The sequence below is a fragment of the Pseudomonas frigoris genome, from assembly GCF_047758635.1.
Taxonomy (GTDB): Bacteria; Pseudomonadota; Gammaproteobacteria; order Pseudomonadales; family Pseudomonadaceae; genus Aquipseudomonas; species Aquipseudomonas frigoris.
The window spans coordinates 668,426-691,008 of the sequence record NZ_CP180479.1 but is presented as its reverse complement, the minus strand read 5'-3'; the positions used below and the strand labels follow the sequence as shown (position 1 = coordinate 691,008).

Here is a 22,583-nt window from a genome sequence, read left to right as displayed (position 1 = left end):
CTCGGACATTCTGCTGGAGATGGCCCTTGAAAGCCCTCGACGAACTGACCTTCGATAATCGTTTCGCCCGCCTGGGCGATACGTTTTCTGCCCACGTGCTGCCCGAGCCGATCGACAACCCGCGCCTCGTGGTGGCCAGCCCCGCCGCCATGGCGCTGCTCGATCTCGACCCTACCGAGGCCGAAACCCCGGAGTTCGCCGAACTGTTCAGCGGCCATAAGCTCTGGGCTGACGCGATACCGAGGGCGATGGTCTACTCAGGTCATCAGTTCGGTTCCTACAACCCACAACTGGGCGATGGTCGCGGTCTGTTGCTGGGCGAGGTCTACAACGAGGCCGGCGAGCATTGGGACCTGCACCTCAAGGGTGCCGGCCAGACGCCCTTTTCGCGCATGGGTGATGGGCGGGCGGTGCTGCGGTCCTCGATCCGCGAATTTCTTGCCTCCGAAGCGCTGTATGCCCTGAACATCCCGACCACCCGCGCCCTATGCGTGATCGGCTCCGACACGCCGGTGTGGCGCGAGAAGCAGGAACGCGCGGCCATGGTCCTGCGCATGGCGCCGAGCCATGTGCGTTTCGGGCATTTCGAATATTTCTACTACACCAAACGTCCCGAGAAACAGAAAGAACTCGGCGACCACGTGCTGGCCATGCATTTCCCGGAATGCCTGGAACAGCCGGAACCGTACCTGGCGATGTTTCGCGAAATCGTCGAGCGCAATGCCGAGCTGATCGCCAAATGGCAGGCCTATGGTTTCTGCCACGGCGTGATGAACACCGACAACATGTCGATCCTCGGCATTACCTTCGATTACGGCCCGTTCGCCTTCCTCGACGACTTCGACGCCCACTTCATCTGCAACCACTCCGATGATCAGGGCCGTTACTCCTTCAGCAACCAGGTGCCGATCGGCCAGTGGAACCTCAGCGCCCTCGCTCAGGCCCTGACGCCGTTCATCAGCGTCGAAGCCCTGCGTGAAACGCTCGGCCTGTACTTCCCGCTGTACCAGGCCCACTACCTGGACCTGATGCGCCGCCGCCTCGGGTTCACCACGGCCGAAGACGATGACCAGAAACTGCAGGAGCACCTGCTGCAACTGATGCAGAACAGTGGCGTCGACTACAGCCTGTTCTTCCGCCGTTTGGGGGAAGAATCACCGGAACTGGCCGTCGCCCGCTTGCGCGATGACTTCGTCGACATCAAAGGCTTCGATGCCTGGGGCGAGCTCTACATCGCCCGGGTGACGCGTGAAGGCGAGGTGGATCAAGAACAACGCCGCAAACGGATGCACGCCGTCAATCCGCTGTACATCTTGCGTAACTACCTGGCACAGAAAGCCATCAATGCCGCGGAGAGCGGCGACTATTCAGAGGTTCGTCGGCTGCACGCGGTGCTGAGTAATCCGTTCGAGGAGCAGCCGGGGATGGAGAGTTATGCCGAGCGGCCGCCGGAGTGGGGCAAGCATCTGGAGATCAGTTGCTCTTCCTGAATCCGATCAGATAAAGGTCTCCACCGACACTCCGAAGCGCTCGGCCAACCAGCGGATCTGCCGCAGGTTGAGCTGACGCTTGCCGCTCAAGATCTCGGATACCACCGATTGGGTGCCGACGCCGGGCAGATCGCTTTGGCTCAATCCGTGTTCGCGCATCATGTAGCCGAGAACCTCTGCACCAGAGGCTTCGCGCATGGGGTGATGCTCACGATCCCACTCTGCAATCCAGTCACCGATGATGTCCACCAAGCTCATCAACGGGTGCGACTCATCATCCCCGGTCATCTCAAGCAATTCATCAAGTGCCTGCGCCAAAATGTCATAGTCGTCTTCGTTTTTCGGTTTTCGAAGCAATGGCGAGACGAACTCCCAATGCTCGGCAGCTTTTTTGATTAGAACACTCATGCCCTTCCCTCCTTCCATTTACCGCGGTCATATTCGCGGTGATCCAGCACATGCTTTATATAAAGCTTTTGAGACCGATACCTGACAAAAGCGATCAGCCGCAACTTGTTGCCACCGATGTCGAACACATGAAACTCGCCGATTTTGTCAGTCGCGGGGAAAATCGACTTCATCGCCGCGAAATCTCCCGGGTTACTCCCTTTGGCAAGTCGATACCATTGCTCCAGTGCATTGGCTGCCCGCGGCCACTTTTCCTTGGCCTCATGAATTGGTTTTTCGGTGAACACATGCATGCAACATCCTTATCGCATTCTGCTATGGGAGTTAATCACAGATCAAAAATATCGCAAGACGCGATAACTCTGAGCAGACCAACGGTGTCGCTCAGTACGACTCAGCCTAGTTTCATCGCCGGTCGCTGCACGATTGAAAATATGAGTAAACGTCTCCAAATAGAAGTGATCGGCTTCTTTAACAGGATCATCCGCATGACCGACCCACTCCTCATCCCCTGCCCCCACTGCAACGGCCTCAACCGCATCCCCGCCGAACGCCTCAACGACCATCCAAAATGCGGTCGCTGCAAAGCCGAAGTTCTGCTGAATAAACCCTTTGAGTTAAAGCAAAGCGATTACCCCAGCCAGATCAAAGGTGATCTGCCGTTGCTGGTGGACGTTTGGGCGGACTGGTGTGGACCGTGCAAGTCGTTTGCGCCAGTGTTCGAGCAGGCGGCGGTGCAATTGGCGGGTAAGTGTCGACTGGCCAAACTGGACAGCGAGGCAAACCAGCAGTTGTCGGCGCAGTTGGGGATTCGCTCGATTCCGAGTCTGATTTTGTTCAAGAACGGCCGGGAAGTGGCGCGTCAGAGCGGCGCCTTCCCGTTACCGCAGTTGATGAGCTGGTTACGTAGCCAAGGGGTCTAACCCCGATACTAAAATTATCCCTGAACCCAATGTGGGAGCGAGCTTGCTCGCGATGAGGGATTCACATTCAGCGTCTCTGTTGATTGATCCACCGCTATCGCGAGCAAGCTCGCTCCCACAATGTTTAGGTGTCGTTGGCAGAATCAGGTGTTTTCGAGGAGGTTGTGCAGATCGACGAATTGCTGCGTCAGTTTATGCCGAGGATCGAGGTGAATCAGCGGCGTGTTGGCCTGGTGGGATTCGCGCATGCGCACCGAGCTGCCCAAATACACCGGTAATACCGGCAGGCCTTCGGCGATCAATTCATCGAGGATTTGCTGAGGCAGACTGGCGCGAGCCTGGAACTGGTTGACGACAATCCCTTCGACTTCCAGCCCTTCGTTGTGGTCGTCCTTCAATTCTTCGATTTCCGCCAACAGGCCGTACAGCGCCTGACGCGAAAAGCTGTCGCAGTCGAAGGGAATCAGCACACGATCAGCGGCAATCAACGCAGATACCGCATAGAAATTCAGCGCTGGCGGGGTATCGAGGTAGATCCGATCGTAATCGCCGTCCAGTTCCTCGAGCAATTTGCGCAGCTTGTTGATCTTGTGTTTGGCCTCAAGCTTGGGCTGCAAGTCAGCCAGCTCGGCAGTGGCAGTGATAACGTGGAGGTTGTCGAACGGGGTTTCGTAGATATCGACCTGGTTTTTCTTGGAGAACGGTCCGGATGACAGGGTCTGTTTGAAAAAATCGGCGATCCCCATCGGAATGTCACCACCGGTGAGGCCCGTCAGGTACTGAGTGGAGTTGGCCTGGGCATCGAGATCCACCAACAGCGTGCGATAACCCTCGCTGGCACTGACCGCAGCCAGATTGCAGGCAATGCTGGATTTGCCTACGCCACCTTTCTGATTGAATACCACGCGCCGCATGTCAAAACCTCCGTGTATCAAAGAATGATCGAGTGTAGTAGTCCACCGCGCTGCTTAGCTACCTCGCCGGCATAGGGACTACACAGTCATCGGCAATCTCTCAATAAAAAAGCCGCTAACTCTGCCGTTGACCACTGACAGAGCCGACAGACATGCCCACCACGATGTGGATAATGGCCAAACGACAGCCATGCACGAACCAACCGGTACATTTCATTGAGCAAAATGTAACCATCATTTGCTACGCGCCCGCCGCAACGGGATAATGCGCGCCACTCGGCGCTAAGCGCTACGTCAGGTAATTCGCGTTTTTTGCGACTCTCCGCGTCAAGGAAGCCCGCAAGGGCGGGATGAATGTCTGTGATCAATTTCAACATCGCCCAATGGCGCGCGTGGGCCCCTGGGCTCGAAAGCGTGGACGATTGGCAGGCCTGGAGCCGACAACCGGTCGTGCTTGCGAGCAGCGATGCCGCACCCGACGTCTCGTTTCTGCCGGCCATGCAGCGCCGGCGACTCAGTCGTCTGGCGCGGATGGCGTTCAGTGTCGGCTGGCCCTTGGCCGATGGCCGCCAGGACCTACCGTTGGTCTTTATTTCTCGCCACGGCGAAACCCCGCGCACCTTCGATATCCTCAGCGATCTGGCTGCCGATCAGCCGCTGTCGCCGACTCAATTCAGCCTGTCCGTGCACAACGCGATCATCGGCCTGTGGTCGATCATGCGCGGCGAAACCAGCGAAATGACGGCCCTCGCTGCAGCCGGCGACGGCCTTGAACACGGCATGCTAGAGGCCGCGGCTTTGCTTTCCGAGGGCGCTCCCGCGGTACTGCTGATCGTCACCGAAGAGCAACCGCCAGAAGCCTACTCGACCTGGATCGACGACGTGCCGTTCCCTTACGCGGTCGGCCTGCTGATCACCCCCGGAAACGACTGGCAGTTGGCCCTGAACAGCGCCTCGGATGCGTTGTCCAAAGCCCACTGGCCCCATGCCCTGAACCTATTGAGTACCCTGCTCGGCCAGCAGACAACCTGCCAACATGCCTGGAAAAATCGTGTATGGACCTGGCAACGCAACCTGTAACCGAAAAAAACCGCGACGCCTATTACTGGCGCCTGCTGGCTACCGCCGCAAGCTTCACCCTGTTCGGGTTGGGCGGGCTGTGCCTGCGGCTTGTGGTTTTCCCGCTACTGAACTGCCTGCCCGGCGATGCCCGGACACACCGGCGGCGAGCGCGGCACACCGTCGCCCGCCTGTTCTGGTTTTTTGTGCGATTCATGGCTCGCACCGGCGTGCTGACTTACGACATCCAGGGCGCCGAAAAACTCGGTCGACCGGGGCAAATGATCATTGCCAATCACCCGTCGCTGATCGATGTGGTGTTCCTGATCGGCCTGGTGCGCCACGCCAACTGCGTGGTCAAGAAAAGCCTTTGGGAGAACCCTTTTACCCGCGGCCCGCTGCGCTGCATCGAATACATCAGCAACGACGGCAGCATGGACATGCTCGATGCCGCTGCCGACGCGCTGAAAAGCGGCCAGACCCTGATTATCTTTCCTGAAGGCACCCGCACTCAGCCCGGTCAGGCGCCAGCCTTCCATCGGGGTGCTGCGGCAATCGCTCTGCGGGGTGCGAAAATCCTCACCCCGGTGATCATCAAGGTCAGCCCGACCACGTTGACCAAGGCCGAGCCCTGGTATCGGATCCCCAAACGCCGTGTGCACTTCAGTTTCCGTGTCGGGGCCGATATAGACCCACAAGCCTTCGCCTCGCTGGGCCCTGCTCCTCAGGCCTCGCGCAAGCTCAATGACTATTTGCATCATTACTACATTAAGGAGCTCGCCGAAGATGAGCGATCTGCACACTCTTAGTCTCAAGCAGGAAATCAAAGAACTGATCATCGACGCCCTGGGCCTTGAAGACATCAGCGCACAAGACATCGGCGACGACCAGACGCTGTTCGGCGAAGGCTTGGGCCTGGATTCGGTAGACGCTCTGGAACTCGGCCTGGCAATCCAGAAAAAGTACGGCATCAAAATCGACGCCGACGCCAAAGACACCCGCAATCACTTCAGCAACGTGGCGAGCCTTGCGGCGTTCGTCACTGCAAAACAGGCAGCTTGAGACCGGACCATGCAAACTCGTGACGACATTTTCAACACCCTGCGCGATGCTCTGGTCGAACTCTTCGAGCTGGACCCCGAGCGCGTGAGCCTCGAATCCAACCTGTATCAGGACCTGGAAATCGACAGCATTGACGCGGTCGACCTGATCGATCACATCAAACGCCAGACTGGCAAGAAAATCGCTGCCGAAGAGTTCAAATCGGTGCGTACCGTCAGCGACGTGGTCGAGGCGGTCTACCGTCTGGTTCAGCCGGCCGCATGAGCCGACTGATCGGCCTCGGCCTGCTGCTGGCGGGCCTGCTGTACCCCTTTGCGGTGTATTTCGGCATGGAGCACTTTGCCCCGTGGCAGTTCGGTCTGCTGCTGGGCAGCCTGTGGCTGGCCCGGGCACTGCTCGGTACGCGCAAGCCCGGCAGTCTGTGGATGGCGATCACCGCGATCACTTTTTGCCTGTTGCTGGCGTTGTTCGACAGCCCGCTGCTGCTGCGCTGGTACCCGGTGCTGATCAGCGCGTTCATGCTCGGGCTGTTTGGCCTGAGCTTGATCGTCGGCCCGCCGATCATCGAACACCTGGCGCGCTTGCGTGAACCGCAACTGCCGGCCAAGGCGATTGTTTATACCCGCCAGGTGACGATCGTCTGGTGCGTGTTTTTTCTCTTTAACGGTTTGCTCGCCGCCGCCCTGACCCTCTGGGCGCCGCTGAGTTGGTGGATGTTGTACACCGGCCTGATTTCCTACGGATTGATGGGCCTGCTATTTGCCATTGAATGGCTTATACGACAACGGGTACGAGGCCACCCATGAATTGGATAAAACTTGAGCAATTGTTGCTCAAGGCACAACCGGAACGTGCCGTGACGGCCGAACCGGCACTGAATCACGCACAGCTTTGCGAACAGGCTTTAAGCCTCGCCGCGGGCCTGCAAGCCCAGGGTGCACGGCGTATTGCCGTGCACCTTGAGGACGCCGCTGACCTGGCGATTACCCTGCTGGGTGCCTGGCGTGCCGGGGTCAGCGTGCTGCTGCCCGCAGACCTGCAAGCCCAGACTCGCCAGCGCTGGTCGACCGAAGTCGATCTGTGGCTGACCGATCAGGCCGATGACGCACACCTGAGCGATTACCGGCATCCGCCGTTGATGGCGGCCGCACTGGATCTGGATCGCTGTTCGCTGAGCCTGTGCACGTCCGGCTCCAGTGGCGAACCCAAGCGCATCGACAAAACCCTGCGCCAACTGGCCAATGAAGTCGAAGCGCTGGAACTGCTCTGGGGCGCCGATCTTGGTACGGCTTGCATCATCGGCAGCGTCGCCACTCAGCATATTTACGGATTGTTGTTTCGAGTGCTGTGGCCGCTGTGCGCCGGGCGCTCGTTTGTGCGCAAGCAGCTGGCATTCCCTGAAGATCTGCAGCGCGCCAGCCGCGAACACCCGGTATTCGCCTGGGTCGCCAGCCCGGCGCTGCTCAAGCGCATGGGCGACAACCTCGACTGGCCCGCGTTAAGTGCGGTTCGCCGGGTATTTTCCTCCGGCGGCGCCTTGCCGGCCGAGGCCGCACAAAGCCTGCATCAACGCCTGCAGCAGTGGCCTACGGAAATCCTCGGCAGCTCGGAAACCGGCGGCATCGCCTGGCGTCAGGGCCACGCGCTCTGGCAGCCCTTTGCTGACATCGAGTTGAGCCAGGACAGCGACGGCGCCCTGCTCATTGCTTCGCCGTACTTGCCTCCCGGGCATATCGAACACACCGCGGATGCCGCGCGAATCGCTGCCGACGGCCGATTCGAACTGCTCGGACGGCTGGACCGGATCGTCAAACTGGAAGAAAAACGTATCTCTCTACCGATGTTGGAACAGGCATTAACGGCCCACGACTGGGTCGCCGAAGCGCGTCTTGGCGTGGTTCAGGAAAACCGCGCTTCATTGGGTGCGCTGCTGGTGCTGACCGAGTCAGGCCTGCATGCGTTGCGCAATCAGGGTCGACGCACCCTCACGCAAGAATTGCGTCAGCATTTGAGCCAGCATTGCGAAGCCCTGGCGTTGCCACGACGCTGGCGCCTGTTGCGGCAAATGCCGCTGAATGCTCAGGGCAAACTGCCCCAGGCCACCGTTGAAGCCCTGCTGCTGGCGCCGCGCCCAAAGGCGCCGGAAGTGCTGGAGCAGGTCGAAGTCGATGGCGAGTGGAGCCTGCAACTGGCGGTACCACCCGACCTCGCCTACTTCAGCGGCCACTTCCCCCAAACGCCGGTATTGCCCGGCGTGGTGCAAGTGGAGTGGGCGTTAATGCTGGGCCAGCAATTGATGGACCTGCCGGAAAAATTCGCTGGCATGGAAGTGCTGAAATTCCAGCAACTGGTGCGCCCCGGCGATGAAGTCCAGCTGCACCTGCGCTTCGATCCGACGCGCAGCAAGTTGTATTTCGCCTATCGCAACGAGACCGCGACCTGCTCCAGTGGGCGGATCTTGCTGGAGGCGGATTGTGGATAAGCCGAGATCCCCTGTAGCAGCTGCCGAAGGCTGCGTTCGAGCGCGAAGCGCTCGCGTCTGGACCACCACGATTAATCAGAAAGACTTCGCATACCGGTTGACGACTGCTTCGCAGCCGGACGCAAGCTTCGCCAGCTGCTACATGGGCGAGGTGTGAGCCAACATGCATAACCCCTGCGCAATCATCCCGGTCTACAACCACGAAACCGCCATCACCACGGTGGTTGATGCGGTACTCGCCAGCAGCCTGCCATGCATTCTCGTGGACGACGCCAGTAGCCCGGCCTGTGCAAAGGTCCTCGATCAACTGGCCCAGCGCGACAAGGTGTTCCTGATCCGGCTCGGCGCCAACCAGGGCAAGGGTGGCGCGGTCATGACCGGTTTTCGCGAAGCCTCGCGCCTGGGCTTCAGCCATGCCTTGCAGGTGGACGCCGACGGTCAGCATGATCTGCAAGACGTCCGGACCTTCATCGAACTGTCACGCGCCCATCCCGAGGCGGTGATCTGCGGCTATCCGCGATACGACGCCAGCGTGCCGAAAGGTCGCTTGTACGCCCGTTACCTGACTCACGTCATGGTCTGGATCAACACCCTGTCATTGCAGATTCGCGATTCCATGTGCGGCTTCCGTGTCTATCCGTTGCCACCGACCCTGGCGCTGATCGATTCGGCGAAGATCGGCAAGCGCATGGACTTCGACTCGGACATTCTCGTACGACTGGCCTGGTGCAATCTCCCCATGCAATGGCTGCAAACCAAAGTCCACTATCCGCTGGATGGCGTCTCGCATTTCCGCCTGTTCTACGACAACGTACTGATTACGAGCATGCACACCCGGTTGTTCTTCGGCATGTTGCTGCGGGCGCCAGTGATTCTCTGGCGACGGTGGCGGGCATGAGCACTGAGACGGACAAAAAACACTGGGCCGACCGCGAAGAGCGCGGCAGCTTCTGGCTGATGAAATTCACCGCACTCTGCGCCAAAGTGCTGGGCCGGCGGCTGCTGAGCCCGCTGCTGTACGGCATCGTTCTGTACTTTTTCCTGTTCGGGCGCAGCGCCCGTCACAGCGCCTGGCAATACCAGCAACGGCTCGCCGACTGGAGTGGTCGCAACGAATTGCGCCCGACCCATTGGCGAGTGTTCGGCCAGTTCATGGCCTTCGCCGACTCCATGCTCGACAAGCTCGACGTATGGAACGGCAAGTTGAGCATCGAGCAGATTGAAATCATCGACCCGGCCTTACTGCGCAATCAACTGCGCGGCACCCGCGGGCAGATGCTGGTGGGCGCCCATTTGGGCAATCTTGAGGTCTGCCGTGCTTTGGCGGAGATCGGCGAAAAAGTCACGATGAACGTGCTGGTGCACACCAAGCACGCCGAACACTTCAACCGCTTGCTCGGCGAAGCCGGCGCGACCAATCTGCGGCTGATTCAGGTCAGCGAGCTGGACCCGCTGATCATGCTGCAACTCCATGAACGCCTGGAGCGCGGCGAGTGGCTGGCGATTGCCGGCGACCGCGTGCCGCTGCACGGTGGACGCAGCGTGACCGTGGATTTCCTCGGCCATCAAGCCGCGTTCCCTCAGGGACCATGGTTGCTGGCCGGTCTGCTGAAATGCCCGATCAACCTGATGCTGTGCCTGAAGAAGCCGACGGGCGACTATCGACTGACCCTCGAACCGTTCGCCGAGGCCGTGGTGTGGAAGCGCAGCGACCGCGAGCAGGTCATTCATCAGTGGGCCTCCCGCTATGCCGAACGCTTGGGTCACTATTGCCTTGAAGCGCCCCAACAATGGTTCAACTTTTACCCTTTCTGGAAGACCGATGACGACGCCAACGCTTGAGCCGGTAACCTTCGGCGAACTCCCTTTGCGCATCGAAGACGTGCTGGCCCTGGCCAACCGTCAGGTGCCGACGCAGTTGCAAGGCGACCCTGCGTACCGCGAGCGTATCGCCAAGGGTGCGCGATTCCTGGACTCCCTGCTGGACAAGGAAGGCGTGATCTACGGCGTGACCACCGGTTACGGCGATTCTTGCGTGGTCGCGGTGCCGCTGCATCACGTCGAGGCGTTGCCCCGTCATTTGTATACGTTCCACGGCTGCGGTCTGGGCAAACTGCTCGATGCACAAGCCACTCGTGCGGTACTGGCGGCGCGTTTGCAGTCGCTGTGCCACGGCGTGTCCGGGGTGCGTGTGGAACTGCTGGAACGCCTGCAAGCCTTCCTCGAACACGACATTCTGCCGCTGATCCCGGAAGAAGGTTCGGTGGGTGCCAGCGGTGATCTGACGCCACTGTCCTATGTCGCCGCGACGTTGTCCGGCGAGCGCGAAGTGATGTTCCGTGGTGAACGCTGGCAAGCTGCCGACGTACACCGCGAACTGTGTTGGGAACCGCTGGTACTGCGCCCGAAAGAAGCGCTGGCGCTGATGAACGGCACCGCCGTCATGACTGGCCTCGCCTGCCTGGCCTACGCCCGCGCCGATTACCTGCTGCAACTGGCCACGCGCATCACCGCGTTGAACGTGGTCGCCCTGCAAGGCAACCCCGAGCACTTCGACGAGCGCCTGTTCGCCACCAAACCGCATCCGGGGCAGATGCAAGTCGCCGCGTGGTTGCGCAAGGATCTGGCGATCGACGCGCCGACCGCGCCGCTGCATCGCCTGCAAGACCGTTATTCCCTGCGTTGTGCACCCCACGTCCTCGGCGTATTGGCCGACAGCCTGAACTGGCTGCGCTCGTTCATCGAGATCGAGCTCAACAGTGCCAACGACAACCCGATTATCGACGCCGAAGCCAAGCGCGTGCTGCACGGCGGGCACTTCTACGGCGGCCACATTGCGTTCGCCATGGACAGCCTGAAAAACCTGGTGGCCAACGTCGCCGATCTGCTCGATCGTCAACTCGCCTTGCTGGTGGACGAGCGTTACAACCATGGCCTGCCAAGCAACCTGTCCGGCGCCACCGCTGACCGGGCGATGCTCAATCACGGCTTCAAAGCCGTGCAGATCGGCACCAGTGCCTGGACCGCCGAAGCGCTGAAAAACACCATGCCGGCCAGCGTCTTCTCGCGCTCCACCGAGTGCCACAACCAGGACAAAGTGAGCATGGGCACCATCGCCGCCCGCGATGCGATCCGTGTGCTGGAGCTGACCGAACAGGTTGCCGCTGCCACCCTGCTGGCCGCCAACCAAGGCGTCTGGCTGCGCAGCAAGGCCGAGGATGCACGTCCATTGCCGCCCGCCCTGGCCGCCATGCATGAGGAGTTGGCCAAGGACTTCCCGCCGGTCATCGAAGACCGCGCGCTGGAAGGTGAATTGCGCCTGTGCCTGCACCGCATCGCCGAGCAACACTGGAGGCTGCATGCGTAGCAAGGGAGTGCTTCACACCGATACGGAAATCCTCGTGCCGTTCTTTGATGTCGACACCATGAACGTCGTCTGGCACGGCCATTACATCAAATACCTGGAAGTCGCCCGCTGCGCGCTGCTGGACAAGATCGGCCACAACTACACGGCGATGGTCGAGTCGGGTTACGCGTGGCCGGTGATCGACCTGCAATTGCGTTATGTGCGCGGCGCCGTGTTCGGCCAAAAGCTGAACGTGCGCGCCAATCTGGTGGAATGGGAGAACCGTCTGAAGATCAGTTACCTGATCAGCGATCTGGAAACCGGCGAACGCTTGACCCGCGCCAGTTCCGTGCAGGTCGCCGTCGACATGAGCAGCCGCGAAATGCAGTTGGCCTCACCCAAGGTCTTCACCGATGCTGTTGAAAGGATGCTCGCATGAACCTGCTGAAAACCGTCTGTAGCAGCTGCCGAGCCGGCGAGGCTGCGTTCGGCGGCGAAGCCGTCGCAAAACCTGCACATGCGGTACATCAGAAGAAACCCAGGGCGACTGCTGCGCAGCCGAACGCAGGCTTCGCCAGCTGCTACAGGATCGTGGCGGCGCTGGTATTAGCGCTGGGGTTTTCTTCGCTGGCGCAGGCTTTTGACTTGCAGCAGTTGAGCGATCAACTGGCCAAGCCTGACGTCATCCACGGCAATTTCATCCAGGAAAAACACCTGCGCGCCCTGCCTCAGCCGCTGACCAGCAAGGGCACTTTCGTCCTCGCTAAAAACCACGGTTTGCTCTGGCTGTTGAAAACCCCGCTGCAACAGGACTACCGCATCAGCGCCAAAGGCATTGCCCGGCGTGACGCCAACGGTTGGCAAATGCTGCCGAGCAAGAGTGCCGGCGCCGAGCAGAACCGTTTGTTCCTCGCCGTACTGCAAGGCGACAGCAGTGGGCTGCAACGGGATTTCGAGCTTTCACTGAGCGGCGATGCACAGAACTGGAAGCTGACGCTGACCCCGCGGTCCATGCTGCTCAAGCAGGTGTTCACTCAGATCAACATTGACGGCGGCGAACTGGTGCACAGCATCGAGTTGCTCGAAACCCAGGGTGACAGCACCCTCTTGCGCATGCAGGACAGCACCCGCTTCCAACCGTTGAGCGATGCGGAGCAACATGACTTTGCCGAGTGAACGGAGTCTTCCGCGGCTGTTTCTGATCCTGCTGCTGGCGGTGTTCGCGCTCGCCGGTTGGCAATGGCGTGACGGCGCCCCGCTGTCGGCCAACCTGATGGAACTGGTGCCAGGCACGGCGCCGGACGCGCTGGAACTGCGCGCCGAACAACGCATGCAAGAACCGCTGAACCGCGAAATGCTGGTGCTGGTCGGCCACACCGATCGCCAGCAAGCCGTCGCGATGGCGCAGAAACTGGGTGAACAGTGGCAGGCCAGCGGTTTGTTCGAAAAGGTCCAATGGAACCTCCAAGCTGACCTCCCGGCGCTGCGCACTCAATTGCTCAATGGCCGACTGGCAATGCTCTCAGCGGCCGACCGACAGCAACTGATTGAGCATCCCGACGCCTTTATCCAGCAGCGAGTACAAGCGCTGTTCGACCCCTTCACCGGTTTCAGTCTGGTGCCGAGCCAGGATGACTGGCTGGGCCTGACCGGGCGCATCCAGAACAGCCAGCCGCAGCACGGTTCGGTGCAACTGGACATCGGCAGCGGTGCGCTGGTCGCCGATGCCGACGGCAAGAGTTGGGTGCTGCTGCGCACACGAACCACGGGCAACGCCTTCGACATGAACCTGCCGCTGCAAGTGGCCGACCTGCTCCAGCACAGCCGTGAAGAAGCCGCTCAGGCAGACGTTCAACTGCTTGCCGCCAGCGGCTTGCTCTATGCGGCCAGTGGGCAAAAGCAAGCCACCCGGGAAATGACCTGGGTCGGTGGCGGTGCCACTGCGGGCATTCTATTGCTGTTGCTGCTGTCCTTCCGGCGCTGGCGGGTGTTGCTGGCCTTCGTCCCGGTGCTGGTCGGCATGCTCTTCGGTGCGGTGGCCTGCGTGGCACTGTTCGGCCATATGCACGTGATGACGTTGGTGCTCGGTTCGAGCCTGATCGGCGTGGCGGTCGATTACCCGCTGCACTACCTGTCCAAGAGCTGGAGCCTGAAACCCTGGCACAGTTGGCCGGCCCTGCGCCTGACGTTGCCGGGCCTGACGCTGAGCCTGATCACCAGTTGCATCGGTTACCTGGCCCTGGCCTGGACACCGTTCCCGGCGCTGACCCAAATTGCCGTGTTCTCTGCCGCCGGTCTGCTCGGCGCTTATTTGTCCGCCGTGTGCCTGCTGCCGGCACTGCTCAAGGGCACAGATTTGCGGCCAGCGCAGTGGCCGCTGCGGGTGTCCGAGTTTCTGCTGGGGCGCCGTGAAGCGTTGCTCAAACTCGCGAGTACGCCAGTGCTGCTGGCGCTGTTGATTGCCTTTTGTGTAGGCGGTCTGTTGCAGCTCGACACCAAAAACGACATTCGCCAGTGGGTCGGTGCACCGCAGCAACTGACTGACGAAGCACAAACCATTGCACGCATCACCGGCTATCAACCCACCAGCCAGTTCTTCCTGGTGCGCGCGGCCAATCAGCAGCAACTGCTGGAACGCCAAACCGCGCTGAGCGAGCGGCTGGATCAGATGGTCAACCTGGAAAAACTCCAGGGCTATCTGTCGCTCAATCAATTGGTCAGCCAACCCACCGAACAGCGGCAAGTGCGCGAAGCGTTGAACAAGTTGCCGCAGTTCTGGCAGCCGCTACTCGATGTCGGCGTGCCGGCCGAGGCGCTGCAAGCAGAGCTCACGAAGTTGCAGGCACTGCCCACCGAAGACATCGACGCAGCGCTGGTCGGCCCATTAGCGGAACCCTATCGCGCGCTGTGGCTGGGACCGACCGATGACGGCGTAGCGGCGATGGTCAGTCTGCAAGGCCTGAACAACCCCTCTCTGCTACGCGTCCAGGCACTGGATTTGCCGGGCGTGGAACTGGTGGATCGCCTCGGGGAGTTGAACAAGGTGTTCGCCGACACCCAGATCAGTGCCGCAGAATTGAAACTCGCGTCCTGCGTGCTGATCGTGCTGGTACTGATCCTGCCGTTCGGTTTCGGCGGCGCGCTGCGAATCGTCGCGCTGCCGCTGCTGGCCGCGCTGTGCAGCCTGGCCAGTCTCGGCTGGATGGGGCAACCGCTGACGCTGTTCAGCCTGTTCGGCCTGCTGCTGGTGACGGCCATCAGCGTCGATTACGCGATCCTCATGCGTGAACAGGTCGGCGGCGCTGCCGTGAGCCTGCTGGGCACCTTGCTGGCGGCGCTGACCACGTGGCTGTCGTTCGGTTTGCTGGCGGTGTCCAGCACGCCGGCGGTGAGCAATTTCGGACTGTCGGTGAGCCTGGGGCTGGCCTTCAGCTTCATTCTTGCGCCGTGGGCCGGACGCCAAATTCACACCGCCCCGGTCACGGAGTCAGCCACATGATGATCGCCGTGTTCTGGGTCATGGCCCTGGCGCTGTTCGCCGTGGCCACCCGTGTCGGTCGTCACTTCGGCGTAATCCCGATCGTCAGCCAGTTGCTGCTGGCCACCTTCGGCCTGCCGCTGCTGATGTACTTCTGGATCGAACCCCAGTGGCAATTGAGCGGCGCCGCACTGGTCGCGCCGGCCTGGCTGAAAAACCTCTACAGCCTGAGCTTTGCGTTGTTGCTGGGGCACATTCTCAGTGACGTGATTGACCTGCGACTCGACCGTCAGAGCCTGAAAATCGCCCTGCCGAGTTTCTCCCTTCCGTTTGCCTGCGGCCTCGCGACAGCGGTCTGGCTGTTACCGCCGCAACCGTGGATCAGTTCACTGGCGGTCGGTCTGGTGTTCGCCATCACCGCGATCCCGGTGTTGTATCTGTACCTGCGGCACATCAAGTACCCGCCTGCCGCTACCCGGCGACTGGTGCAGACCGCGATCCTCATCGACCTCACTTGCTGGACCCTGTTCGCCATCGCCCAGGGCAGCCTGCACCTGAGCAGCCTCCTGCTGCCGCTGGCCGGCGCCTGCCTGCCGTTGCTGCTGCGTCTGCTCCGCTTGCGCCAGCCGTTGCTGCACAGCGGTTGCTTCTTCGCACTGCTGGTCGTGGCGGAACACTTCAAGCTCAATGCGCTGATTTTCGGCATCGGTTACCTGTTGTGGATGGCCGCACTCAAAGTGCCGCTGGTGCTGCCGTTGCCGGTGATCTGGATGAGTCACTTGCAGACGTATATCGCGATCCCGCTGATCCTCACGTTCGGCATTGTGCAAATCAACGTCCACGCGGCCATGACCAGCCTCGGCTGGGTGCAACTGGCCGCACTGCTGCTGTTCCCGATTGCCAGTAAACTGCTGGGCAACTGGCTGGGCCTCGGCTGGGCCGGCGCCTCGTTTGAAGGCGCCAGTCGCTGGCGGGAAAGTGTCTTGCTGAATATTCGTGGCTTGAGCGAGATCGTCTTTCTCAACCTGCTGCTGCAACAACAACTCATCAGCCCGGCGCTGTACTTCGCGCTGATGGTGATGGGCCTGATCGCGACACTGCTGCCGGCACTCGCCGGCATGCACCGAACCCCTTTGAACATCGCCGTCCCGGCAAGGAGCCCCCGTGCCAACAGTTGAAATGGAACATCGCCAGGTCGTGGTGATCGGTGCAGGTCCATCGGGCGCCATCGCCGCCGCGCTGCTCAAGCGCAAAGGTCACGATGTATTGATGATCGAACGCCAGCATTTTCCAAGGTTTTCCATCGGTGAAAGCCTGTTGTCCCACTGCCTGGATTTCGTCGAAGAAGCCGGCATGCTCGAGGCGGTGAACGCCGCCGGATTCCAGTTGAAAAACGGTGCAGCATTCGCCTGGGGCGAGCAGTACAGCGCCTTTGATTTCGGCGAGACTTTCAGCAACGGCAAGCCGACCACCTTCCAGGTCCTGCGCGCCGATTTCGACAAGCTGCTGGCCGATCAGGCCGCGCTGCAAGGCGTCGACGTTCGTTACGGCGAAGCCATCGTCAGCGTCGATTTCACCCTGCCGAAACCGCAGCTCGACGTGCTTCGCGAAGACGGCAGCCAGTACCGCGTCGAAGCCGATTTCGTGCTGGATGCCAGCGGCTACGGGCGTGTGCTGCCGCGCTTGCTCGACCTTGAAGCACCGTCGGATTTCCCGGTGCGCCAGGCCGTGTTCACCCACGTCGAAGACCACATCGACAACCCGGCCTTCGAGCGGGAAAAAATCCTCATCACCACCCATCCGATCCACCGCGATATCTGGTTCTGGACCATCCCGTTCAGCAAAGGCCGTTGCTCGGTGGGCGTGGTCGCGGCAGCCGAACACTTCGAAGGCCGCATAGAGAACCTGGACGAGTGCCTGCGAGGGTTTATCGCTGAAACCCCAAGCCTCGCCGGTGTGCTGAACAACGCCGTGTGGGATACGCCTGCTCGAACCATCGGCGGCTACTCGGCCAACGTCAAAACCCTTCACGGGCCAGGCTTTGCCCTGCTCGGCAACGCGGCGGAATTCCTCGACCCGGTATTCTCCTCTGGCGTGACCATCGCCATGCGCTCGGCGAGCATGGCCGCTGGGGTTCTGCATCGCCAACTGAAAGGCGAAAGTGTCGATTGGCAGACTGAATTCGCCACCCCGCTCAAGCGCGGCGTCGACACGTTCCGTTGCTACGTCGAGGGCTGGTACGCCGGGACGTTCCAGGATGTGATTTACCATGAGGGCGGCTCGCCCGATATTCGCCGCATGATCAGCTCGATCCTCGCCGGTTATGCCTGGGACGAGCGTAATCCGTTCGTCGCCGAACCCAAGCGCCGGCTGCGGATGCTCTCGGAGCTCTGTGCAAGGGACGTCACATGAGCTACTTGAGCGACACCTACGTCGAAGAAACCCGCTTTGGTTTCTGGTTCCTGCGCAGCCACACCTGGCAGCACCATGTACTGCGAGTGGCAATCACCGATTTGCGTAGCCTGTTCAGCGAAACACCGCCGAGCAACCCGGTGCTGCTGGATGCCGGTTGCGGTCAGGGCAAATCGTTCCAGTACCTGCGCCAGACCTTTGCCCCCCAGCGCCTGATCGGTCTGGACGCCGATCCTCACAGCCTGAACCTGGCCGGCGAAGAAGCCGTCCGTCAGGGCATGGAGGTGGAGTTGACCGGCAGCGACTGCGCGAGCATCAACGTCCCGGACGCCAGCGTCGACCTGCTGTTCTGTCACCAGACCTTCCACCATCTGGTGCAGCAGGAACAGGCTCTGGCCGAGTTCTACCGCGTGCTCAAGCCCGGTGGCTATCTGCTGTTCGCCGAATCCACCGAGGCTTACATTGATACCTGGGTGATCCGCTGGTTGTTCCGCCATCCGATGCACGTGCAGAAGAGCGCCGCCGGGTATCTGGACATGATTCGTCAGCAGGGTTTCGAACTCGGCCCGAAAAACGTGTCTTATCCATACTTGTGGTGGAGCCGCGCCAAGGATTTCGGCCTGCTTGAACGCTTGGGTCTGCGCCGGCCAAAGCCCTTCGGCCAACGGGAAGAAACCTTGGTCAATGTGGTCGCGCGCAAACCTCTTGAAGGTGCTGTGTGATGTTTAGTGCAACTCAAACCTGTGGGAGCGAGCTTGCTCGCGAATGCGATGGGCCAGCCACCTCCAATGCTGGATGTGCCAACGCCATCGCGAGCAAGCTCGCTCCCACAGGGTGTGCGGTGGTGCTGCGCTTCCTGCTTTTGGGTTGCGTCCTGTTGCTGAGCGCCTGTGCAAGTCGGGCGCCGCTGCCCGAGCAAACCCCGAACCTGTCGTTGCCGCTGCAATTGCACATCCAGCGTCTGGTGGCCGATCAACGGCAGGACTGGGTGCTGGTGATACAGCGTGAAGGCCTAGGCATTCGCTGGTCGATGATGGACTTGCTGGGCATTCCACAGGCACGTCAGAAACTGGTCGACGGCGAGTGGCAGGCTGACGGTCTGCTGCCGCCCAATCCGGAAGCGCGAGAGCTGTTCGCCGCGCTGCTGTTTGCGCTGACCCCTAAAGATGAACTGTCGGGCAACTATCCCGCCGCGTGGCAGCATGGCTCGCAACGATCCTTGCCAGCGCACTGGGAAGTCCGTTACTCACAACCCATGAGCTTTGAATTGAACCTGCCCAAAGGCCCGAAATATCAAGTCACGCCGCTCAGCGGGGACGCGCCATGACCGCCTACCTGAATGCCCTCGGGGTGATCTGCGCCCTGGGCCGTGACAAGTCCGAAGTCGCTCGCAACCTGTTTGCCGGTGACTGTTCGGGCATGCGCAATGAGGCCGGCTGGGTGGCGGAACGGTCGTTGCCCGTGGCCGCGGTTCGCGGCGAACTGGCGCCGATCCCGGCTGAGCTTGCGCCGCAAGACACTCGTAATAATCAATTGCTGCTGGAAGCCGCGCTGCAAATTCGCGAAGACATCGACCAGGCGATCCAGACCTACGGCCGCGACCGCATCGGTATCGTTCTGGGCACCAGCACCTCGGGCATCGACGAAGCCAGTCGCGACCTGGCCCATTACATCCGCGAACATCAGTTCCCGGCCGATTACGACTATCAGCAACAGGAGCTTGGCGCTCCGGCGAACTTCCTTGCCGACTGGCTGCAACTGAGCGGCCCGGCCTATGTGATCTCCACGGCCTGCACCTCCAGCGCTCGGGCGCTGATGAGTGCTCAGCGACTGTTGGACCTGGGCATTTGCGATGCGGTGCTGTGCGGCGGTGTCGACAGCCTGTGCAAGCTGACCCTCAATGGGTTCTCGGCGCTGGAAGCGGTGTCCGGGCAACGCTGCAACCCGTTTTCTGTGAACCGTAACGGCATCAACATTGGCGAAGCGGCGGTGCTGTTTTTGATGAGCAAAAATGTCGGCGACAGCCAGCCGATTGCCCTGCTCGGCAGTGGCGCCAGCTCCGATGCACACCACATTTCCGCACCGGAACCGACTGGCCGTGGCGCCCTGCAAGCGATGCGCAAAGCCTTGAGCCGAGCACAACTGCAGCCGCAACAGATCGATTACCTGAACCTGCACGGCACCGCCACCCAACACAATGACGCCATGGAAAGCCTGGCGGTGGCGACGTTGTTCCCGACGGGTGTGCCGTGTTCGTCGACCAAACCCATGACCGGCCACACCCTAGGGGCGGCCGGCGCTCTGGAAGCGGCGTTCTGCTGGTTGAGCCTGAGTGCAGGCAATCGCGAGCACGCCCTGCCGCCTCACATCTGGGACGGCCAACCGGATCCCCAATTGCCAGCCCTGAATTGGGTGACCCCGGCCGATCGCCTGACGTCCATTGCACCTCGCTATCTGATGAGCAATTCCTTTGCCTTCGGTGGTAACAACGTCAGCCTGATTATCGGAGACGCCCCATGATTGACTGGCCGATCGCCGAACTGCTGCCGCACGCTGGCGACATGATCTTTATCGAGCAGATCCTGTCGTTCGATGACGAGCAGATTTACACCCGCCTCACGGTCAAACCCGATGGCCTGTTCAACCGCCCGGACGGCAGCCTGCCGGCCTGGGTCGGCATCGAACTGATGGCCCAGAGCGTCGCCGCCTACGCCGGTTGCCATGCGCGCCAGCGTGGCGATGCGGTGGAGCTGGGGTTTCTGCTCGGCACCCGCAAATTCGAATGCAACGTTGAGCACTTCCCTGCTGGCACCGAGCTGACCATCCACGGCATCCGCTCGCTGGAAGACGACAACGGCATGGGCGTGTTCGAATGCCACATCACCGCGCCCGGCATTCACGCCACCGCTCGTCTGAACGTGTTCCGTCCGCCTCAGGCCGCTCAATACCTTCATGAAACCCAAGGAACCCAGCCATGACTGAATCCGTACTGATCACCGGTTCCAGCCGTGGCATCGGCCGCGCCATCGCTTTGCGTCTGGCCCAGGCCGGGCATGACATCGTGCTGCATTGCCGCAGCGGCCTGGCGGACGCTGAAGCCGTGAAGGCCGAAATCGAAGCCTTGGGGCGCAACGTGCGCATTCTGCAATTCGACGTGTCCGATCGCGCCAACTGCAAAGCCATTCTCGAAGCCGACGTGGAAACCCACGGCGCCTATTACGGCGTGGTGCTGAACGCCGGCCTGACGCGCGACGGTGCTTTTCCGGCCTTGAGCGAGGATGATTGGGATGTGGTGATGCGCACCAACCTCGACGGTTTCTACAACGTGCTGCACCCGGTGATGATGCCGATGATTCGTCGTCGCGCGGCCGGGCGGATTGTTTGCATCACCTCGGTTTCCGGGTTGATCGGCAACCGTGGCCAAGTCAACTACAGCGCTTCCAAGGCCGGTTTGATCGGCGCGGCGAAGGCGTTGGCGATCGAGTTGGGCAAGCGCAAAATTACCGTTAACTGTGTCGCACCCGGCTTGATCGAGACCGCGATGCTCGATGAAAACGTGCCGGTGGAAGAAATGATGAAAATGATCCCCGCACAACGCATGGGCACCCCGGAAGAGGTGGCCAGCGCGGTGAATTTCCTGATGTCGGCGGAAGCGTCGTACATCACCCGGCAGGTTCTGGCCGTCAACGGAGGCCTGTGCTGATGAAGCGCGTCGTCGTCACCGGCATGGCCGGCATCACCTCACTGGGCAGCGATTGGGACACCATCGCCGCTAATTTCGCGGCCAACCGCAGCGGCATACGCCGCATGGACGAGTGGGATCGTTTCACCGAACTCAACACACGCTTGGCCGGGCCAATCGATGACTTCAAAGTGCCGAGCCACTGGACCCGTAAGCAATTGCGCAGCATGGGCCGGGTCTCGCGCCTGGCGGTCGGCGCGGCAGAACAGGCATTGGCCGATGCCGGTCTGTTGGGTGACCCGTCGATCAAGGACGGGCGCATGGGCGTTTCCTGCGGCTCATCCACCGGCAGCACCGACGAGATCAAGGCGTTCGGCAACATGCTGCTCAACTCGGTGGCCGAGGGCCTGAACGCCAACTCCTATGTGCGCATGATGCCGCACACCACGGCGGCGAATATCAGCATCTTCTTCGGCCTCACCGGCCGATTGATCCCGACCTCCAGCGCTTGCACCAGCGGCAGTCAGGGCATCGGTTATGCCTACGAGTCGGTCAAGTTTGGTCGCCTGCCATTGATGCTCGCCGGCGGTGCCGAAGAACTGTGCCCCACCGAAGCCATGGTCTTCGACGCGCTCTACGCCACCAGCCTGAAAAACGATGCGCCGCAGACTTCCCCACGCCCCTACGACAGCGGCCGCGATGGCCTGGTGATCGGTGAAGGCAGCGGCATGCTGGTGCTCGAAGAACTCGAACACGCATTGGCTCGCGGTGCGCACATCCACGCCGAACTCGTCGGTTTCGGCAGCAACGCCGACGGCCAGCACGCCACCCGTCCAGAACAGGTCACCATGCGTCGAGCCATGGAACTTGCGCTGGAAGACGCCGGGTTACAGCCTTCTGACATCGGCTACGTGAATGGTCACGGCACGGCCACTGAACAGGGCGACATTGCCGAAACACTGGCAACGAGCGCGTTGTTCGGCGAGCACATGCCGATCAGCTCGCAGAAGAGTTTCCTTGGCCACACCCTCGGAGCCTGCGGTGCGCTGGAATCCTGGTTCAGCATCGAAATGATGAACCGCGACCTGTACGTCCACACCCTCAACCTCGACGACGTCGACCCGCACTGCGGCAAACTCGATTACCTGCGCGGCGAGTTCCGGCAGATGAGCAACCAGTACGTGATGAACAATAATTTTGCGTTTGGTGGGGTTAATACTTCGCTGATTTTTAAGCGCTGGTCGTAAGCAAAATCAAAAGATCGCAGCCTTCGGCAGCTCCTACAGGAGAGCGTGTACATCTGTAGGAGCTGCCGAAGGCTGCGATC

At 61.0% G+C, this 22,583-nt stretch carries 25 protein-coding genes; 22 read left to right on the top strand and 3 right to left on the bottom strand.

Annotated features, from left to right (window positions below; all coding sequences use genetic code 11):
• Positions 1–26: 26 nt before the first annotated feature.
• The gene (gene selO / locus ACMXYH_RS03225; RefSeq protein ID WP_415766279.1) at positions 27–1,490 is read left to right on the top strand and encodes a protein adenylyltransferase SelO; all 1,464 of its coding nucleotides are present in this window, start codon (positions 27–29) and stop codon (positions 1,488–1,490) included.
• 6 nt (positions 1,491–1,496) lie between these two features.
• Here the strand turns inward: selO and ACMXYH_RS03220 are convergent, their stop codons facing one another.
• Both ACMXYH_RS03220 and ACMXYH_RS03215 read right to left on the bottom strand, forming a co-directional pair.
• Positions 1,497–1,898: a helix-turn-helix domain-containing protein gene (locus tag ACMXYH_RS03220; RefSeq protein ID WP_283182653.1), complete on the bottom strand. Its 402-nt coding sequence runs from the start codon at positions 1,896–1,898 to the stop codon at positions 1,497–1,499.
• Complete coding sequence (locus ACMXYH_RS03215) at positions 1,895–2,191, bottom strand: type II toxin-antitoxin system HigB family toxin (protein WP_415766278.1); 297 nt, start codon at positions 2,189–2,191, stop codon at positions 1,895–1,897. Before ACMXYH_RS03215 ends, ACMXYH_RS03220 begins: the two co-directional genes overlap by 4 nt.
• A gap of 195 nt (positions 2,192–2,386) precedes the next feature.
• Here ACMXYH_RS03215 and trxC point away from each other — a divergent pair, with 195 nt between their 5' ends.
• Entirely contained in the window at positions 2,387–2,821 is a 435-nt protein-coding gene (trxC, locus tag ACMXYH_RS03210; protein ID WP_415766277.1) for a thioredoxin TrxC, read from the top strand.
• A gap of 143 nt (positions 2,822–2,964) precedes the next feature.
• Here trxC and ACMXYH_RS03205 read toward each other — a convergent pair whose 3' ends face one another.
• Positions 2,965–3,735: a ParA family protein gene (locus ACMXYH_RS03205; RefSeq protein WP_134419707.1), complete on the bottom strand. Its 771-nt coding sequence runs from the start codon at positions 3,733–3,735 to the stop codon at positions 2,965–2,967.
• Positions 3,736–4,089: 354 nt separating this feature from the next.
• On the opposite strand from ACMXYH_RS03205, the gene ACMXYH_RS03200 reads away from it, so the two are divergent.
• From ACMXYH_RS03200 to ACMXYH_RS03105, 20 genes are all read left to right on the top strand, one after another.
• Positions 4,090–4,815, top strand: coding sequence for a beta-ketoacyl synthase chain length factor (locus ACMXYH_RS03200; RefSeq protein ID WP_415766276.1), 726 nt, complete (start codon positions 4,090–4,092; stop codon positions 4,813–4,815).
• Positions 4,791–5,603, top strand: a complete 813-nt coding sequence (locus ACMXYH_RS03195; RefSeq protein ID WP_149631055.1) for a lysophospholipid acyltransferase family protein — start codon at positions 4,791–4,793, stop codon at positions 5,601–5,603. Before ACMXYH_RS03200 ends, ACMXYH_RS03195 begins: the two co-directional genes overlap by 25 nt.
• Positions 5,581–5,856: a phosphopantetheine-binding protein gene (locus tag ACMXYH_RS03190; protein WP_129439118.1), complete on the top strand. Its 276-nt coding sequence runs from the start codon at positions 5,581–5,583 to the stop codon at positions 5,854–5,856. The genes ACMXYH_RS03195 and ACMXYH_RS03190 overlap by 23 nt, the downstream gene beginning before the upstream one ends.
• Before the next feature lie 9 nt (positions 5,857–5,865).
• On the top strand, positions 5,866–6,120 hold the full coding sequence (locus tag ACMXYH_RS03185; protein ID WP_007992314.1) for an acyl carrier protein: 255 nt from the start codon (positions 5,866–5,868) through the stop codon (positions 6,118–6,120).
• Positions 6,117–6,662 carry a hypothetical protein gene (locus ACMXYH_RS03180; RefSeq protein ID WP_415766275.1) on the top strand — a complete coding sequence of 182 codons (546 nt, stop codon included), beginning with the start codon at positions 6,117–6,119 and terminating at the stop codon, positions 6,660–6,662. Before ACMXYH_RS03185 ends, ACMXYH_RS03180 begins: the two co-directional genes overlap by 4 nt.
• Positions 6,659–8,338, top strand: coding sequence for an AMP-binding protein (locus ACMXYH_RS03175; RefSeq protein ID WP_415766274.1), 1,680 nt, complete (start codon positions 6,659–6,661; stop codon positions 8,336–8,338). Before ACMXYH_RS03180 ends, ACMXYH_RS03175 begins: the two co-directional genes overlap by 4 nt.
• Positions 8,339–8,501: 163 nt before the next feature.
• Complete coding sequence (locus ACMXYH_RS03170; RefSeq protein WP_415766273.1) at positions 8,502–9,236, top strand: glycosyltransferase family 2 protein; 735 nt, start codon at positions 8,502–8,504, stop codon at positions 9,234–9,236.
• Positions 9,233–10,180: a glycosyl transferase gene (locus ACMXYH_RS03165; protein WP_415766271.1), complete on the top strand. Its 948-nt coding sequence runs from the start codon at positions 9,233–9,235 to the stop codon at positions 10,178–10,180. The genes ACMXYH_RS03170 and ACMXYH_RS03165 overlap by 4 nt, the downstream gene beginning before the upstream one ends.
• Positions 10,161–11,705, top strand: coding sequence for an HAL/PAL/TAL family ammonia-lyase (locus tag ACMXYH_RS03160; RefSeq protein WP_415766270.1), 1,545 nt, complete (start codon positions 10,161–10,163; stop codon positions 11,703–11,705). The genes ACMXYH_RS03165 and ACMXYH_RS03160 overlap by 20 nt, the downstream gene beginning before the upstream one ends.
• Positions 11,698–12,123, top strand: a complete 426-nt coding sequence (locus tag ACMXYH_RS03155; protein WP_033055401.1) for an acyl-CoA thioesterase — start codon at positions 11,698–11,700, stop codon at positions 12,121–12,123. The genes ACMXYH_RS03160 and ACMXYH_RS03155 overlap by 8 nt, the downstream gene beginning before the upstream one ends.
• On the top strand, positions 12,120–12,860 hold the full coding sequence (locus ACMXYH_RS03150) for an outer membrane lipoprotein carrier protein LolA (RefSeq protein ID WP_415766268.1): 741 nt from the start codon (positions 12,120–12,122) through the stop codon (positions 12,858–12,860). Before ACMXYH_RS03155 ends, ACMXYH_RS03150 begins: the two co-directional genes overlap by 4 nt.
• Positions 12,844–15,183 (top strand): MMPL family transporter, encoded by a 2,340-nt coding sequence (locus tag ACMXYH_RS03145; RefSeq protein ID WP_415766266.1) that lies wholly within the window; start codon positions 12,844–12,846, stop codon positions 15,181–15,183. The genes ACMXYH_RS03150 and ACMXYH_RS03145 overlap by 17 nt, the downstream gene beginning before the upstream one ends.
• Positions 15,183–16,340 (top strand): sodium:proton antiporter, encoded by a 1,158-nt coding sequence (locus ACMXYH_RS03140; RefSeq protein WP_415767651.1) that lies wholly within the window; start codon positions 15,183–15,185, stop codon positions 16,338–16,340. Before ACMXYH_RS03145 ends, ACMXYH_RS03140 begins: the two co-directional genes overlap by 1 nt.
• A complete protein-coding gene (locus ACMXYH_RS03135; RefSeq protein WP_415766265.1) occupies positions 16,327–17,574 on the top strand; it encodes an NAD(P)/FAD-dependent oxidoreductase in 1,248 nt (415 codons plus the stop codon). Before ACMXYH_RS03140 ends, ACMXYH_RS03135 begins: the two co-directional genes overlap by 14 nt.
• The gene (locus ACMXYH_RS03130) at positions 17,571–18,296 is read left to right on the top strand and encodes a class I SAM-dependent methyltransferase (RefSeq protein WP_415766264.1); all 726 of its coding nucleotides are present in this window, start codon (positions 17,571–17,573) and stop codon (positions 18,294–18,296) included. Before ACMXYH_RS03135 ends, ACMXYH_RS03130 begins: the two co-directional genes overlap by 4 nt.
• Positions 18,296–18,901: a hypothetical protein gene (locus ACMXYH_RS03125; RefSeq protein WP_415766263.1), complete on the top strand. Its 606-nt coding sequence runs from the start codon at positions 18,296–18,298 to the stop codon at positions 18,899–18,901. Before ACMXYH_RS03130 ends, ACMXYH_RS03125 begins: the two co-directional genes overlap by 1 nt.
• Entirely contained in the window at positions 18,898–20,094 is a 1,197-nt protein-coding gene (locus ACMXYH_RS03120; RefSeq protein WP_415766262.1) for a beta-ketoacyl-[acyl-carrier-protein] synthase family protein, read from the top strand. Before ACMXYH_RS03125 ends, ACMXYH_RS03120 begins: the two co-directional genes overlap by 4 nt.
• On the top strand, positions 20,091–20,552 hold the full coding sequence (locus ACMXYH_RS03115; protein ID WP_008149597.1) for a hotdog family protein: 462 nt from the start codon (positions 20,091–20,093) through the stop codon (positions 20,550–20,552). The genes ACMXYH_RS03120 and ACMXYH_RS03115 overlap by 4 nt, the downstream gene beginning before the upstream one ends.
• The gene (fabG, locus tag ACMXYH_RS03110; RefSeq protein ID WP_415766261.1) at positions 20,549–21,277 is read left to right on the top strand and encodes a 3-oxoacyl-ACP reductase FabG; all 729 of its coding nucleotides are present in this window, start codon (positions 20,549–20,551) and stop codon (positions 21,275–21,277) included. Before ACMXYH_RS03115 ends, fabG begins: the two co-directional genes overlap by 4 nt.
• The gene (locus tag ACMXYH_RS03105) at positions 21,277–22,503 is read left to right on the top strand and encodes a beta-ketoacyl-ACP synthase (protein ID WP_134419683.1); all 1,227 of its coding nucleotides are present in this window, start codon (positions 21,277–21,279) and stop codon (positions 22,501–22,503) included. The genes fabG and ACMXYH_RS03105 overlap by 1 nt, the downstream gene beginning before the upstream one ends.
• Positions 22,504–22,583 lie beyond the last annotated feature (80 nt).